This is a genomic window from Paraburkholderia phymatum STM815 (assembly GCF_000020045.1).
Taxonomy (GTDB): domain Bacteria; phylum Pseudomonadota; class Gammaproteobacteria; order Burkholderiales; family Burkholderiaceae; genus Paraburkholderia; species Paraburkholderia phymatum.
The window spans coordinates 1,316,382-1,332,268 of record NC_010625.1 but is presented as its reverse complement, the minus strand read 5'-3'; the positions used below and the strand labels follow the sequence as shown (position 1 = coordinate 1,332,268).

Here is a 15,887-nt window from a genome sequence, read left to right as displayed (position 1 = left end):
CGTCAGCAGCGGCTTCACCATGAAGCGGGGTGCTGACGCAAACAGCTGTTCATGTCGAACGCAAGCGCACGCATGAATGCTTAGCTGCCGAAATAGATGTTGCAGTAGCTGACAGGGCCCACGCACGAATCGGCACCCGTGCTGCGCTTGTGGAACAGGCCGCCTGCTTGCGACGTGCCCGAAGTGGCGCCGCCATACGAAGTCGCAGCGTTATCGCCGCCTTGCGATGCTTGCGCGACCGGACCGCGCTGAGACGCCGGTGCGCCTGCTTCCGGGTTGTAGTACGGAGCCGGACCGAAGCCGCTCGCGAAGACGGGAGCGGAGACGAGTGCAGTAGCGGCAACAAGGGCAGCGGCGACGAGCCTGGTTTTCATGACAGTTCTCCAGAGACAGATGAGGGATCGAAAGTTCGTTGAACGGCCGTGCTTCAACGTTGATGCCAAGTCTAGTCAGGGGAGTTCTGGAGAATAAGGCGTCTGGCAGGAAGGCTTACTTGCTGGATTCGTGCCTAATCGGCGAAACGGGCAGAGGGTGCTGTATGTGGATAGCAGGGCTTTGCTCGTGCATGGATGCGTCCCGCGCTCGCGTACGGCTGACGCACCCGCGCACAAACGTTCAGGCGCTTACCGCCTGATTAAACGGCTGCGTTTCGGCTTGGCGCTCAACAGAGAATTCCGCTCGACGCTCGAGCGATGCCTTGCGCTTTTCCTCGGCGCTCGCGATGAAGTCGAACAGTTCGCGTTCCATGGCGGAATCTTTCGCGCCGGGCCGCCATGCCGCCGCGCCGTGCCGGCGGCGCGTGGCGCGGGCCAGCGCCAATGCGGACGTGGCCAGCTTCGCGCATTCGTATTCGACGCGGCTGCAAAGATCGAGTGGCTCGCCGAGTTGCCGGAATGCTTCGAGGTATTCGCGGGCGGCGTGCACCATAGCGGGGTACTCGCGCAGTTCGGAAATGACCTTCCGGTTCAGGACGGGCCATGAGAGCCTGTCGGGATACGCAAACGGCGGAATGGACACGCCGTCGATGGCTTCGAGGCTCATGGGGCCGACAGGCTTGGCGGCGGCCCACGCAGCCTTGTGCATCATGGTCCTGCAGGTGCGCGCATAGCTTTCCAGCGCGAGTGCGAGATCCAGGGCGGTGTCGCGTCGCTGACGCCTGCGCTCTCTGGCGTCGCGGGCGGAAATCCACACGAGGGTAATGACGGAGCCGACTGCTCCCGACGCCAGCGCCAGAGTGATCGGCGCGCTCAAGCTGATTCGTTGGAAATATTGGAGCGATTCCTGCCACATACATTGCGCCTCGGAGAAAGAGGTGCACAGAGTATAAGCAATCGTTTGCGGCATGATCAGAGGAAAAAATGCGGTGTGTGTTTTCGCCACACACGTGAGGAACGGGCAGCGCGCATCTTGACAGAATTCGCCAAAAGCAGGCGGACGTCAGCCGTTGCCCGGGTGACGCCCGCGATTTTGCTTCGACGGCACGCGCCGCGTGGCGTTCATCAGACGTCGGGATTGCTCGCGATGAACCCGGTGAAGGCGCTGTACGGCTGAGTCAGCACGGCGCCGTCGATCATCAGGCCGTACGTCGCGTCGCCGCTATCGAGCACGTAGTACATCACCGACTGCACGTTCTTCGTCTTTCGCGCCTTGAAGTAGTTGGCAAACTGCGTGCTGATATAAGTCGCGCGGTACGCCTGGGTGCTTTCCGGCCCCGTATTCCACTCGGTGATCAGGAAGGGCACGCCGTAGCGGGCCTTGCAATACGTCGGCAGATCGAAGCCCGGGCCTGCGCCGTCGGTGCCGATGTTGAAGATGTCGCCGTAGACTTCGTAGTTGTGCCATGTCGTCATGTCCCAGCGCACCTTCGGGTAGCCGCCGCTGCCGTCTGGCTGCATGCCGTCCCACAGCGCATCGGCCGCGCCGATATCGGCCACGCAGAAATTGATGCCGCACTTCGCAGCCGGTTGCACCGACTTCACGCCGTCGATCATCCCGCGCATCACGCCGCGCATGACCGGCCAGTTCGTGTTGCTGAAATCCACGGCCTTGGTGCCGGCATTGGTGGAATCGAGGATGATGTCGTTCTCGCGCGTCAGCTCGTTGCCGCACTCGTACATCGTCACGCCGAACGGAGCGAGCGCCGTCGCAACGGCTGCCGCACAGGCGCGTCCGCGGTTGTATGCGACCGATTCGTTCGCGAGCAGCGCGCGATTGTTGTCGTAGATGCCCTGGTTGATGAGCACGAACAACGTTAGCCCCGCCGACTGGAACGCCTGCGCCAGCTTGACGACGGCATTCAATTGCGTCGGATCGTCGGTGCAGCCGACGCGGTATGTCGAGCAACCTGCGCTCTTCAGAATCGACACGACCTGCGCGGGCGTATAGCGATAGTCGTAGTGGCCGTTCACGCCGTAGAAGGTGCCCGCAGTCGCGGCCGTAACGATACGCGGATCGTTACACGGCAGCCAACTGGTGCTGACGTCGCTCAGCACATAGAACTGACTGCTCGTGCCGCGATGCCATATCTTGCCGCCGTACCACAGCAGCAGCGTGACGTTGTAGGTGTTGCCAACCGTCTTGTTGTTGCGATAGATGACACCGTTGACCACCGTCCAGACGGCCCCGGCCTTGTCGATGATGTACGACGCGGACGGAATCGTCGTACCGTCTGCCGAAGTGCCGCCGAGCCGCGGATCGTTGCATGCGATCCACGTCGTTCCATTCCATCCATAGAACTGGCCGCCCGAGCCCTGATGGTAGACGCCACCCCCAAACCAAAGGATCAACGAGACGTTGTAGTTGTTGCCGGCTTTCACGCCGTCCTTGTAGACCGAGCCGCCCGTCAGCGTCCAGACGGAGCCCTGATAGTCGATGATCGAGGTGGCGGGTGGAACGGTCGTGCCGTTCGCGGAGGCATTGACAGCCGTCTGGCTCATGGCCTTGGCAACAGCACCGCCGTCGGCGCCGAGGTCCGAGCCGCCGCCCCCGCATCCCGTTAGAACATAGCTGCCGCCGAGCGCGGTCAGGCAACCAAGAAACTGACGTCGATTAATCACGTGAATGTCCGCCGCCGGAAGTTCCGGCGAAAAAGTGTCGGGTGGTCATTGCCGAGTCGCGTCGCAACGAACAGGAGCCCCTTTTAATTCGAGGTCCTGATTAATGCCTATGGTGCGAATCGAGCTGCGTGCGACTGCGGAGTGCCACCCGGGCGCCGCAATGCGTTATCGAAATACGCTCAGAAAAAGGACTTCAACCGATCCCCGCCCGGCTCTATACGACGGAAGGGATAAATCGGGGACTCGGTAATTTGTTCCCGATTGCCTTTGCTCTGATGTAATTGATACCTGGCTGTCGGCAGAAAGCCGGTCGGACGTTAGAGGCGGACCTGAAATAAGTCGATTCTTCTGACAAATACGCGGCTTGGAAATCGTTCTCGCTTTGGATTTTTTGGCCTCTTCGGCGGCTTGGACTCAGCGCAGCCGCTCGGGGAGGCCCAGCTGATTACGAAAGAGCACCGTCTTCGGCGGAAGCGAAGAAAAGAAATCTTCCTGATCCGGTCCGATTTTGCGAGGCCAACGCCCGGGCTGTCATAGTGGCGTCGGCACACAGGTGCAACGACATGCGGGCTCCGAATAAACGGGGACATGTCGCAGCGCATAGTTCGCTTAGGGATTTCGGTTCGCTTGCAGACCAGGTCCCCACGCGTGACGCCGGGCGCGCGTGTCTCTGCGCTGACAGAGTTCACGCCGCGCGTCACGTAATTACGTCGCGCACCGCGCGCCAATCATCAGGCGATTTGCGCCTGGCCCGGCGCCTTTTACGTGCCTCGTCTCTATCATCGGGAGAAACCCTGGGCCCGTTTTCGCTGTTCACATTGCGCAGTCGCCCCGCATTTTGCCTTTCAACGCGTGATCCAAAAGAGGACGAAGAGAATGAGCGAAGTGAAATTCGCGTCGTTCTGGCATGGGCCGGAACTGTCGCCGTATGAACATGCGTGCCTTGCGTCCTTCGCGGCCTACGACAATGAGGTTTCGCTCTACTGCTACGAAAAACCTGCCAATGTGCCGCCGCGTATCCAGATCAAGGACGCTCGACGCATCCTGCCGATTGAAACGACGCAGCATTTCAGAGTCAACGGATCGCCTTCGATGGCGCATTTCACCGACTACTTCCGTTACGCGATGTTCACCCACACGGAAGAGATCTGGGTCGATACCGACATGCTGCTGCTAAAGGATTTCGACCTTCGCGAATCGTTCAACATGATCGGCCGGGAGACGGCCGAAAGCGCCTGCACCGCGATCTTGCGTCTCGATCCGAACGACGCACGTCTGTCCGCGCTGATCCGCCGGGTCGACGCGATCAAGGAACTCCCTATCAAATGGGGAGACACGGGTCCGCGTCTGTTGACCGCTGTGTATGGTGTCGCCGACACATATGCGCCCCCATACTTCTATCCTGTTCATTTCGACGACTACTACAAGGTGTTTCTGCCGCGGTTCGCAGACGAATGCGCGAAGCAGTGCTCGAATGCGTACACGCTGCATCTGTGGAATAACCGCGTGGTCAAAATGGGGCTATTCAAACGAATCGGACCCCCAGCGGGTTCCTATCTTCATGACGTGTTCGCAAAGCAGCGCGTGCTCGCGTCGTTTTCCGACCTGTATCCCGAATCGGTGATGGAGACGATGGTTCACAACGTCGAAAACAGAGTGGGTTGCGATGAAGGCATGCGCAAGCTATTCAGAGTCGCCGTGCCGTCGATGAAAGCCGCGATCGACAAATGGCTTCTTTCTTCAGGCGGTGCACGCGCGACCATGCAGCGGCGACGCGATGCGAGGTAATGGGTCCATTTTTCAACGCAACAGGATCAGTTGCGGTGTGGCGTCGGCTGCCGACCAGACAATCGCATTCTGGCCGTATTGCGTGCCGAGTGCCTTTGCCGCGTCGAGCGGGAGGCCCAATACGAGAAAGCTCGCTTCGCCGGGCCAGTTATTCGACGGATGCTTGCCCATACCGTCGATGGCAACGAGGCCAAGGTTCTCCAGGTCGCGCGCCAATGCGTGCTGACGGTCAGCGTTGAACTTCGCACTGCAGGCTTGGCTAAACGGATTGCACGCGGTGATGAATGCGCTGCACGTTACGCCGTGAGCGGTATGCAACGCGGCCAGTTTCGAATTGGGTTCGCCAATCTTCAATGCCATCGATGCGTCGTCGAACGCGAAATATTCGGTTTCCAGGTAGGCCTGGATCGTTTCGCGAGGAATCTCCGTGTCCGAAAACAAAAGACCTCCGTTAAAGGAAGTGCAATAGCCCCAATACCCGGCGATAACTTGAGGTTATCGCGTGCGCAGCAGCTTTCATTATTCAAGCGCGACCAGTTTCCCTACATTGTGCGGCAGACGCAATGCAGGTCACACAGTCACACAACGGGAGACGAGGAACCACCATGAAATTGTTGCGATATGGCATACCCGGACGAGAAAAGCCCGGCATTCTCGATGGCAACGGAGCAATACGCGACCTTTCCGGCGTGGTCGATGACGTCGCAGGATCGACGCTGTTGCCGGAAAACCTTGCACGTCTGCGCCAGCTTGATGCCGGTTCGCTGCCTGTCGTCTCCGCTGAAGAGCGCATCGGTCCGTGTGTGGGCCGCATCGGCAAATTCATTTGCATCGGGCTGAACTACGCTGACCATGCCGCCGAATCGAATCTGCCCGTGCCGGCCGAGCCCGTCGTGTTCGGCAAATGGACGTCGGCTGTCGTCGGTCCGAACGACGACGTGCGCATCCCGCGCGGCTCGCAAAAGACCGATTGGGAAGTGGAGCTCGGTGTCGTGATCGGCAAGGGCGGCACCTATATCGCCGAAGCCGACGCACTCAGCCACGTCGCGGGCTATTGCGTCGTCAACGACGTCTCGGAACGCGAGTATCAGATCGAACGCGGCGGCACGTGGGACAAAGGCAAGGGCTGCGACACGTTCGGACCGATCGGTCCGTGGCTCGTCACTGCCGACGAAATCCCCGATCCTCAGCGCCTCGGCCTCTGGCTCGAAGTCGACGGCAAGCGCTATCAGAACGGTAATACGAGCACGATGATCTTCAACGTCGCGCAGATCGTCTCGTACCTGAGCCGCTTCATGAGCCTGCAACCGGGCGATGTGATTTCCACGGGCACGCCGCCGGGCGTCGGCATGGGCCAGAAGCCCGAGCCCGTCTATCTGCGCGCCGGGCAAACGATGCGCCTCGGAATCGAGGGGCTCGGCGAACAGCAGCAGCGAACCGTCGCCGCATAAAGGGGAGCGCGCGCATGAACCAGTACGATTTCACGCAGCGCGCCGCCGTCGTGACAGGCGGGGCGCAAGGCATCGGGTATGCGGTCGCTGAGCGGCTGTTGCAGGGCCGCGCACGCGTCGCGCTGTGGGATCGCGACGAAGCGGCGCTTGCCGAAGCCAAGGCGAATCTCGCGCGCTTCGGCGACGTTCAGAACGTGCTGGTCGATCTCACGCGGCGCGACGACGTGCAAGCGGCCACGCATGCAACTGTCGCGCAGTTCGGCACGATCGACATTCTCGTGCATAGCGCCGGCATCGCGGGCGCGAATGCGCCCGTCGCCGACTATGCGCCCGAAGAATGGTCGCGTGTGATCGACGTTGATCTGAACGCGGCCTTCCACGTGAACCAGGCCATCGTGAAGACGATGATCGCCTGCGGCTATGGGCGCATCGTGAACATCGCGTCGATTGCCGGGAAGGAAGGCAATCCGAATGCGAGCGCGTATAGCGCGGCGAAGGCAGGCGTGATCGCGCTGACGAAAAGTCTCGGCAAGGAAACCGCGCAACTCGACATCGCCGTCAATGCAATTACGCCGGCCGCGGCGCGCACGCGCATCTTCGAGCAGATGTCGCAGCAGCATATCGACTACATGCTGTCGAAGATCCCGCGTGGCCGCTTCGTCGACGTGAAGGAAATCGCGGCGATGGTCGCGTGGCTTGTGTCGGCGGAAAACTCCTTCACGACGGGCGCGGTGTTCGACCTGTCGGGCGGGCGCGCAACCTACTGATCGCCGCGACGCCCGGTTCTACGCCAGCGCCCCATACAGGTCGCGCGCCACCTGCTTCAACGCGCGCACCACTTGCGTCGAAGCGGGCGACAGCAACTGCCCGGTGCGCGTGATGATGCCGAAGTCGTCCATGCGCAGCGGCATGTCGAGCGGCAGGATCGACAGCAGGCCGTGCGCCGCGTAGTAGTGCGCGACCTCGGCGGCTAGCACGGCGAGCATGTCGCTTTGCGACAGCAGGCTCGTGACGAACAGCAGTTCCGCGCTCTCGACCACGTTGGACGGCGGCGCGAGGCTTTGACGCTGGAACATCAGCTCAAAGCGATGACGCAACACGCTTTGAGCAGGCGGCACGACCCACGACGCGTCGACAACGTCGGCGAGCGTCAGGGACTGCGCGGCCAGCAACGGATGACCCGAACGGGCGACGGCAAGCGCCTGTTCCTCAGCGAGAGGCTCGTAGCGCAGGTGCAGCTTGTCATGCTCAGCGGAAAGCCGGCCGATCACGAGATCGAGTTTGTCCTGCGCGAGGCTTTCGAGCAGCACATTGCTGCTGTCGATCTCGACGCTCACGCTCAAGCCGGGATGACTCACCTTGACCTGCGCGATCGCGGCGGGCAGCAGGCTCACGGCGGGCGACGTAATCGTGCCGACGGCCACGCGCCCGAGCTGTCCCGACTTCAGCGCGAGCACTTCCTCGCGCGCCTGATCGAGACTGCCGACCACCGAACGTGCGTGGCGAATCATCACCTCGCCGTACAGCGTGGGCCGCATGCCGCGCGGCATCCGCTCGAACAGCGGCGCATCCAGCATTTCTTCGAGTTCCCGCAACAGCTTCGACGCGGCGGGCTGGGACATGCTGAGAGCGTCGGCGGCGCGGTGGATGTTGCCTTCTTCGTCGAGCGCGACGAGCAGCAGCAATTGCCGCGTTTTGAGCCGCGTGCGGACATACCAGGGATTCGAATCGAGCATAGGGTTAATACCAATAATTAAAACGATATCAGTTTGACGCCAATTTTCATTAGAAAGATATCAGACCGCTTCGTACACTTTCCTTTTCCATGAGTCCGCGACCACGACCCAGCCCCATCCGAACCGTCGCTCACGCAGCGTCGTGTCGGGCCGTGCGGCGGCTCAGAACATCAGCACTTGCCTTCAGGAAGTAAGCATGTCGGATAAGAAATCGAAGCTGCGCTCGGCCCAATGGTTCGGCACGGCCGACAAGAACGGCTTCATGTATCGAAGCTGGATGAAGAATCAGGGCATCCCCGATCACGAGTTCGACGGACGCCCCGTGATCGGAATCTGCAATACATGGTCGGAACTGACGCCCTGCAACGCGCACTTTCGCAAGATTGCGGAACACGTCAAGCGCGGCATTTATGAAGCGGGCGGTTTTCCTGTGGAATTCCCGGTGTTTTCCAATGGTGAATCGAATCTGCGTCCGACCGCGATGCTCACGCGCAACCTCGCGGCGATGGATGTCGAAGAAGCGATTCGCGGCAACCCGATCGACGCCGTCGTGCTGCTCACCGGCTGTGACAAGACCACGCCCGCGCTCCTGATGGGCGCAGCGAGCTGTGACGTCCCTGCGATCGTCGTCACGGGCGGGCCGATGCTCAACGGCAAGCTCGACGGCAAAGATATCGGATCGGGCACGGCCGTGTGGCAGTTGCACGAATCGCTAAAGGCAGGCGAGATCGATCTGCACAAGTTCCTGTCGGCGGAAGCGGGCATGTCGCGCTCGGCGGGCACCTGCAACACGATGGGCACGGCGTCGACGATGGCCTGCATGGCGGAAGCGCTCGGTACATCGCTCCCGCACAACGCCGCGATCCCCGCCGTCGATTCGCGACGCTACGTGCTTGCGCACATGTCGGGCATGCGTATCGTCGAGATGGCACACGAAGGTCTCACGCTGTCGAAGATCCTGACGCGCGAGGCTTTCCTCAACGCGATCCGTGTGAATGCGGCGATCGGCGGCTCCACTAACGCCGTGATTCACCTGAAGGCGATTGCGGGGCGCATCGGCGTGAAGCTCGATCTGGACGACTGGGTGCGCATCGGCCGCAATACGCCGACCATCGTCGACCTGATGCCGTCGGGCCGCTTCCTGATGGAAGAGTTCTACTATGCGGGCGGTTTGCCCGCCGTGCTGCGGCGTCTCGGCGAAGCGGACCTGCTGCCGCATCCGGGTGCGATGACAGCGAATGGCAAGGCGCTCTGGCACAACGTGATGGACGCACCGATCTACAACGACGAAGTGATCCGTCCGCTCGACAAGCCGCTCGTGAAAGACGGCGGCATCCGCGTGCTGCGCGGCAATCTTGCACCGCGCGGCGCGGTGCTGAAGCCGTCGGCGGCGACCCCCGCGTTGTTGAAGCATCGAGGTCGCGCTGTCGTATTCGAGAACTTCGAGCACTACAAGGAGCGCATCGTCGACGAAACGCTCGACGTCGACGCGAATTCGGTGCTGGTGATGAAGAACTGCGGGCCGAAGGGTTATCCGGGCATGGCAGAAGTCGGCAACATGGGTCTGCCGCCGAAGCTGCTGCGCCAGGGCGTGAAGGACATGGTGCGCATCTCGGATGCGCGGATGAGCGGCACCGCGTACGGCACGGTGGTGTTGCACGTCACGCCGGAAGCGGCCGACGGCGGTCCGCTCGCGGCCGTGCAGGACGGCGATTGGATCGAGCTCGATTGCGATGCGGGCACATTGCGCGTCGACATCGGCGACGAAGAACTCGCGCGCCGGCTGGAACGGCACACGCCGCCCGAGATGCCCGCAGGCGGCGGTTATCAGCGCCTGTATATCGATCACGTGTTGCAGGCAGACGAGGGGTGCGATCTGGACTTCCTCGTCGGTTGCCGGGGCGCAGGCGTGCCGCGCCATTCGCATTGAACATCGAGGAGAAAACATGGACCTGAGAGGTGAACTGCTGATCGGCGCGCGTACGCGTCGTGGCAAGGGCGGTGAATTTCACGCGATCGACGCAGCCAGTGAGCAGGCGCTGCCCGCGCCGACGTACAACAGCGCGCAAGCAAGCGACGTGGATGAAGTCTGCACGCTCGCTGAATCCGCATTCGACATCTACCGCACAATGCCCGCCGAACGGCGCGCGAGCTTTCTCGACGATGCCGCGGCGCGCATCGAAGCACTGGGCGACGTGTTGATCGAACGCGCGATGAGCGAATCGGGCTTGCCGCGAGCGCGTCTCGAAGGAGAGCGTGCGCGCACGGCGAACCAGTTGCGCATGTTCGCAGCGCTCGTGCGCAGCGGCGACGCACTCGATGCGCGCATCGAACCCGCGTTGCCAGAGCGACAGCCGCCGCGCACCGATCTGCGTTTCCAGCGTATTGGCCTCGGCCCTGTCGCCGTGTTCGGCGCGAGCAACTTCCCACTTGCGTTCTCGGTCGCGGGCGGTGATACGGCGGCTGCACTTGCCGCTGGGTGCCCGGTCGTCGTGAAGGCGCATCCCGCGCATCCTGGCACGTCCGAACTGGTCGGCCGCGCGATTCAGGAAGCCGTGCGCCATGCGGAACTGCCCGAGGGCGTGTTCTCGATGCTGTTCGACGCAGGCCACGAAGTCGGTGCGGCGCTCGTCGCGCATCCGTCGATCAAGGCCGTCGGCTTCACGGGTTCGCGTGCGGGCGGACGCGCGCTGATGGCGATTGCCGCCGCGCGCGCCGAGCCGATTCCCGTCTACGCGGAAATGAGCAGCGTGAATCCGAACCTGCTGATGCCCGCTGCGCTCGCCGCACGTACCGACACGCTCGCGCGCGACTTCGTCGCATCGGTCACGCTGGGCTGCGGGCAGTTCTGCACGAATCCGGGCTTGATGCTCGGCATCGCGGGTGAAGGCTTCGAACGCTTCGCCGCGACGGCCGCACGGACGCTGTCCGACGTGGGCGCAGGCGTAATGCTGACGGGCGGCATTTTGCGGGCTTACGAGGCGGGCATCGAGCGCTTCGCCGCGAATCCCGCTGTAATGACGCTGGCGCGCGGCAAGGCGCCCGAAGCCGGCAGCCGTCGGGCACAGGCCGCGCTGTTTCGCGTGAGCGCGCAGAGCCTGCTCGCGGATCACTCGCTCGCCGATGAAGTGTTCGGTCCGTGCAGCGTGCTCGTCGAATGCGGGGACATGGACGAGTTGCGCACGGTGTTGAACCGGATCGAAGGCCAATTGACGATCACGTTGCATCTCGACGAAGCCGATCAGTCCGCTGCACAGGCGCTCCTGCCCGTTCTCGAACGCAAGGCTGGCCGCATTCTCGCGAACGGTTTTCCGACGGGCGTCGAAGTCTGCGACGCGATCGTTCACGGCGGTCCGTTTCCAGCTACCTCCGATGGCGGCAGCACGTCGGTGGGCACGGCTGCCATCGAGCGCTTCATGCGTCCCGTCTGCTACCAGAACCTGCCCGCCGCGCTGGTGCCCGAAGCACTGCGCGACGCGAATCCGCTCGGCGTGCATCGGCGTGTCGCGGGACGCTACGAACGAACCTCCGGCTGACGCGCCGGGACGCGTGCTGTCGGCACTGACTGCGCTGACAGCGCGCATATAACGACATTCATGGAGACATTGCAATGACCTCATCTCACGCCAGCGTTCAGCAGGCCGTGCCCGTTGCGGACGCGGGCACGGGCGCTGCGCTCGCCGACGAACAGCGGATCATGAGCCTGCTGGTTCGGAAGCTGATTCCTTTTCTCGCGCTGATTTACGTGGTCGCGTATATCGACCGATCGGTGGTCGGCTTCGCGAAGCTGCACATGAACGCGGCCGTCGGCATTAGCGACGCCGCATACGGCCTCGGCGCAGGGCTCTTCTTCATCGGCTATTTCCTCTGCGAAGTGCCGAGCAATCTCGCGCTCGAACGCTTCGGCGCACGCGTGTGGTTCGCGCGAATTCTCTTCACGTGGGGCGTCATCACGATGGCGATGTCACTCGTGACCGGACCGACCAGCTTCTATGTGTTGCGCTTTCTGCTCGGCGCAGCGGAAGCCGGTCTGTATCCGGGCATTCTGTACTTCCTCACGAAGTGGTTTCCGATGCGGCATCGCGCCCGCATCATCGGCTTGCTGGTGCTCGCGCAGCCGCTTGCCGGGATTCTGACGGGACCCATCGCGGGCCTGGTGCTGTCGACGCATGGCGTGTTCGGCCTGTCGAACTGGCAGACGCTATTCGTGTTGAGCGGCCTGCCCGCGGTGCTGCTATGCGCGCCGACGCTGCGTCTGCTGCCTGAGTCGCCTGCCAATGCCAAATGGCTCGCCGCAGCGGATCGCGCGTGGATCGAACGCGAACTCGCCGCCGATAGCGCGTCGTATGGTCTGAAGTCGCACGGCAATCCGCTTGCGGCGCTGAAGGACAAACGCGTGCTGCTGCTCGCGCTGCTGTTCCTGCCGTTTCCGTTGAGCATCTACGGCCTGTCGCTCTGGCTGCCGACCATCATCAAGGCCTTCGGCGTCAGCGATGCGACCACGGGCCTGCTGTCCGCCGTGCCGTATCTGTTTGCCGTGGTCGGACTGTGCGTCGTGCCGCGTCACTCGGATCGCAAGCGCGAGCGCTATTGGCATATCGTCGTCGTGTCGGGCTTCGCGGCCGTCACGATGGCGCTCAGCGCATGGGCGCATTCGCCGGCGCTGCAATTCCTGTTCATCTGCCTGACGGCGTTCTCGTTATATTCGATTCAGGCTGTCGTGTGGGCGCTGCCCGGGCAATTCCTGACGGGCGCACGCGCGGCCGTAGGCATCGCGACGATCAATTCGCTCGCAAATCTCGGCGGCTACGTGGGGCCGTACGGCATCGGCCTCATCAAGGATGCGACGGGCAGCCTCGCCGCCGGCCTCTATTTTCTTGCGGTGACGCTGTTGTTCGCCGTCGTGATCACATTCGTCGTGCGGGCATCGCTGCCCGAACCGAAGGCTCCGGCGCGCTGATCCGCGCCGCCTCGTTTAACCTGTTTCCAGCGGAATACCAGCCATGACCTCGCAGACCATTGCTCGCTATCGCGGCATCTTCCCCGTGGTGCCGACCACCTTCACCGAAACGGGCGCGCTCGATCTGGAAAGCCAGAAGCGCGTCGTCGATTTCATGATCGACGCAGGCTCGGATGGCCTGTGCATTCTGGCGAACTTCTCCGAGCAGTTCGCCCTTTCCGACGAAGAACGCGAAACGCTCACGCGCACGATGCTCGAGCACGTCGCGGGCCGCGTGCCCGTGATCGTGACCACGAGCCATTACAGCAGCGCGGTGTGTGTCGAACGCAGCCGCCGCGCGCAGGAACAGGGCGCATCGATGGTGATGGTGATGCCGCCGTATCACGGCGCAACGTTCCGCGTGCCCGAGACACAGATCTACGAGTTCTACGCGCGTCTGTCGGATGGCATTGACATTCCCGTCATGATTCAGGACGCGCCCGCGAGCGGCACGGTGCTGTCGGCGCCGTTCCTCGCACGCATGGCGCGCGAGCTGGAACAGGTCTCGTACTTCAAGATCGAGACGCCGGGCGCGGCCGCCAAGCTGCGCGAACTGATCCGCCTCGGCGGCGACGCAGTGGAAGGCCCGTGGGACGGCGAAGAAGCGATCACGCTGTTCGCGGACCTCAACGCGGGCGCCACGGGGTCGATGACGGGCGGTGGCTACCCTGACGGCATTCGTCCCATTCTCGAAGCCTTCCGCGAAGGCAGGCGCGACGAAGCGTTTACGCTCTATCAGCGGTGGCTTCCACTGATCAATCACGAGAACCGCCAGACGGGTCTGCTCGCCGCGAAGGCGCTGATGAAAGAGGGCGGTGTGATCGCGTGCGAAAGCCCGCGTCATCCGCTGCCGGCGATGCATCCCGATACGCGTGCCGAACTGATCGACATTGCGCGCAGGCTCGATCCGCTGGTGCTGCGTTGGGGGAAGTGACCGTGTAGTGCGATGCGCGTCGGCCTCGAAGGTCGGCGCGCATGTTTCCCGTATATGAACACGGGAACAACTCCAGCCAGCATCGAGTGGGACCGGACAGAGTTCACGGCAGGCAACGAAGGGAGGAGACAGGTTTGGCGGCGCGCTGGGTGAGATGCTGGCGGGCTGGGTTGCGACGAAGCTCGTCGATCAGGGCCTGGCATCGTCGATGGGCGCGAAGCGCATCATCATCGTCTGCTGTTCGCTAGGCGCGGCTGTCTGCGCAATTGCGCTGCCCTTTACGCAGTCGATCACGATGACGATCGTGCTGATGACGGTCGGGCTCGCGTTCATCGCCGCGACGATCGGCAATGCGTGGGCGCTGGCGGCCGATATTGCGCCTTCGTCGATGGTTGCGTCCGTCAGTGCGATCCAGAACTTCGGAGGCTATTTTGGCGGCGCGTTCTCGCCGGTGACGGCGGGGTTCATTGTCGACCGCACGGGTTCGTATTCGCTCGCGTTCGTGATCGGCGGCGCAATTGCGGGCTGCGCGGCGTTGTTTTACTGGTTCATGGCGCGCAAGCGTATCGTGGATGCATCGGCGAATCAGGTGGCCTACTGATGTCGATGTCGCGTGTTGCCTGAAAGACGGGTGCGTAGCGATGTTGTACGCGCCCGTCGTTTATCGCGTAGCTGTGGTGACTTGAGGGGCGCAGGACAGTTCGCCGCAGCACACATCAAACCCTCACACAACCCTCCATCAACACCCGCGCACTGCGGCTCATCACGGCCTTTTTCACGACCCAGTCGCCATTCTCCAGAACGGCTTCAGCCCCGACCCGCAGGGTGCCGGAAGGATGCCCGAACCGCACAGCCTCGCGCTCCCCACCGCCAGCGGCAAGATTGACAAGCGTGCCAGGAATAGCGGCAGCAGTACCGATAGCAACAGCAGCCGTCCCCATCATCGCGTGATGCAGCTTGCCCATCGACATCGCCCGCACGAGCAGATCGACATCATGTGCATCAACGGTCTTCCCGCTAGAAGCCACATACCCGGCTGGCGCGGCGACAAACGCTATCTTCGGCGTATGCTGCCGCTTCGCGATCTCATCGAGACTCTTGATCAACCCCATGCGCAATGCGCCATACGAACGGATAGTCTCGAACTTCTTGAGCGCCGCATCGTCGCCATTAATCGCGTCCTGCAATTCCGTGCCCGTATACCCGATCGCATCGGCGTTGACGAAGATCGTCGGAATCCCGGCGTTGATCATCGTCGCCTTCAGCGTTCCGACACCGGGCACTTCGAGATCGTCGACGAGATTCCCCGTCGGAAACATCGACCCCCCTGCGCCTTCTTCCTCGGCGGCGGGGTCCATGAATTCGAGCTGCACTTCGGCAGCGGGGAACGTGACGCCATCGAGTTCGAAGTCCCCCGTTTCCTGCACGGCACCGTTGGTCATCGGCACGTGCGCAATGATCGTCTTGCCGATATTCGCTTGCCAGATTCGCACGACAGCGACACCGTTGTCCGGCACGCGCTCCGGGTCCACCAGTCCGCCGCTGATCGCGAACGGCCCCACAGCCGCCGACAGATTGCCGCAGTTGCCGCTCCAATCCACGAACGGCTTGTCGATCGATACCTGACCGAACAGATAATCCACGTCGTGATCGGGCCTGCTGCTTTTCGCGACTATCACGGTCTTGCTGGTGCTCGACGTCGCGCCGCCCATGCCGTCGATCTGCTTGCCGTATGGATCGGGGCTGCCGATCACGCGCAACAGCAGCGCATCGCGGGCCGCGCCCGGCACCTGGGCTGCTTCCGGCAGGTCTTTCAGCCGAAAAAACACGCCTTTGCTGGTGCCGCCGCGCATGTAGGTCGCGGGTATCCTGATCTGAGGTGCGTGAGCCATGTAGGGTGATCCTGTCGTGATCCTGAAAAGA

Annotated in this window: 14 protein-coding genes; 8 read left to right on the top strand and 6 right to left on the bottom strand. The window is 62.6% G+C overall.

From position 1 onward, the window contains the following. Positions 1–80: 80 nt before the first annotated feature. The 3 genes from BPHY_RS33465 to BPHY_RS33455 form a co-directional block, all read right to left on the bottom strand. The gene (locus BPHY_RS33465) at positions 81–374 is read right to left on the bottom strand and encodes a hypothetical protein (protein WP_012405905.1); all 294 of its coding nucleotides are present in this window, start codon (positions 372–374) and stop codon (positions 81–83) included. Between the two features lie 241 nt (positions 375–615). After that, positions 616–1,290: a hypothetical protein gene (locus BPHY_RS33460; protein WP_012405904.1), complete on the bottom strand. Its 675-nt coding sequence runs from the start codon at positions 1,288–1,290 to the stop codon at positions 616–618. Positions 1,291–1,499: 209 nt separating this feature from the next. Beyond that, positions 1,500–3,056, bottom strand: a complete 1,557-nt coding sequence (locus tag BPHY_RS33455; protein WP_012405903.1) for a hypothetical protein — start codon at positions 3,054–3,056, stop codon at positions 1,500–1,502. Between the two features lie 876 nt (positions 3,057–3,932). On the opposite strand from BPHY_RS33455, the gene BPHY_RS33450 reads away from it, so the two are divergent. Then, a complete protein-coding gene (locus tag BPHY_RS33450) occupies positions 3,933–4,844 on the top strand; it encodes a hypothetical protein (protein ID WP_012405902.1) in 912 nt (303 codons plus the stop codon). A gap of 12 nt (positions 4,845–4,856) precedes the next feature. Here BPHY_RS33450 and BPHY_RS33445 read toward each other — a convergent pair whose 3' ends face one another. Continuing rightward, positions 4,857–5,285, bottom strand: a complete 429-nt coding sequence (locus BPHY_RS33445) for a DUF3293 domain-containing protein (protein ID WP_012405901.1) — start codon at positions 5,283–5,285, stop codon at positions 4,857–4,859. A gap of 164 nt (positions 5,286–5,449) precedes the next feature. Between BPHY_RS33445 and BPHY_RS33440 the strand changes: the two genes are divergently transcribed. Both BPHY_RS33440 and BPHY_RS33435 read left to right on the top strand, forming a co-directional pair. Beyond that, positions 5,450–6,295: an ureidoglycolate lyase gene (locus BPHY_RS33440; protein WP_012405900.1), complete on the top strand. Its 846-nt coding sequence runs from the start codon at positions 5,450–5,452 to the stop codon at positions 6,293–6,295. A 14-nt stretch (positions 6,296–6,309) separates the two neighbouring features. Next, positions 6,310–7,062 (top strand): SDR family NAD(P)-dependent oxidoreductase, encoded by a 753-nt coding sequence (locus BPHY_RS33435; RefSeq protein ID WP_012405899.1) that lies wholly within the window; start codon positions 6,310–6,312, stop codon positions 7,060–7,062. An 18-nt stretch (positions 7,063–7,080) separates the two neighbouring features. On the opposite strand, the gene BPHY_RS33430 is transcribed toward BPHY_RS33435, so the two are convergent. Beyond that, positions 7,081–8,031, bottom strand: a complete 951-nt coding sequence (locus BPHY_RS33430; RefSeq protein ID WP_012405898.1) for a LysR family transcriptional regulator — start codon at positions 8,029–8,031, stop codon at positions 7,081–7,083. Positions 8,032–8,227: 196 nt separating this feature from the next. Between BPHY_RS33430 and BPHY_RS33425 the strand changes: the two genes are divergently transcribed. The 5 genes from BPHY_RS33425 (at position 8,228) to BPHY_RS33405 (ending at position 14,565) form a co-directional block, all read left to right on the top strand. After that, entirely contained in the window at positions 8,228–9,961 is a 1,734-nt protein-coding gene (locus BPHY_RS33425; RefSeq protein ID WP_012405897.1) for an IlvD/Edd family dehydratase, read from the top strand. A gap of 16 nt (positions 9,962–9,977) precedes the next feature. Then, entirely contained in the window at positions 9,978–11,567 is a 1,590-nt protein-coding gene (locus BPHY_RS33420) for an aldehyde dehydrogenase (NADP(+)) (protein ID WP_012405896.1), read from the top strand. Positions 11,568–11,641: 74 nt separating this feature from the next. Further along, complete coding sequence (locus BPHY_RS33415) at positions 11,642–12,991, top strand: MFS transporter (protein ID WP_012405895.1); 1,350 nt, start codon at positions 11,642–11,644, stop codon at positions 12,989–12,991. A gap of 43 nt (positions 12,992–13,034) precedes the next feature. Then, positions 13,035–13,964, top strand: a complete 930-nt coding sequence (locus BPHY_RS33410; RefSeq protein ID WP_012405894.1) for a dihydrodipicolinate synthase family protein — start codon at positions 13,035–13,037, stop codon at positions 13,962–13,964. Positions 13,965–14,109: 145 nt separating this feature from the next. Continuing rightward, the gene (locus BPHY_RS33405) at positions 14,110–14,565 is read left to right on the top strand and encodes an MFS transporter (protein WP_341810908.1); all 456 of its coding nucleotides are present in this window, start codon (positions 14,110–14,112) and stop codon (positions 14,563–14,565) included. Positions 14,566–14,680: 115 nt separating this feature from the next. On the opposite strand, the gene prpF is transcribed toward BPHY_RS33405, so the two are convergent. Further along, on the bottom strand, positions 14,681–15,856 hold the full coding sequence (gene prpF / locus BPHY_RS33400) for a 2-methylaconitate cis-trans isomerase PrpF (protein WP_012405893.1): 1,176 nt from the start codon (positions 15,854–15,856) through the stop codon (positions 14,681–14,683). Positions 15,857–15,887: the final 31 nt, after the last annotated feature.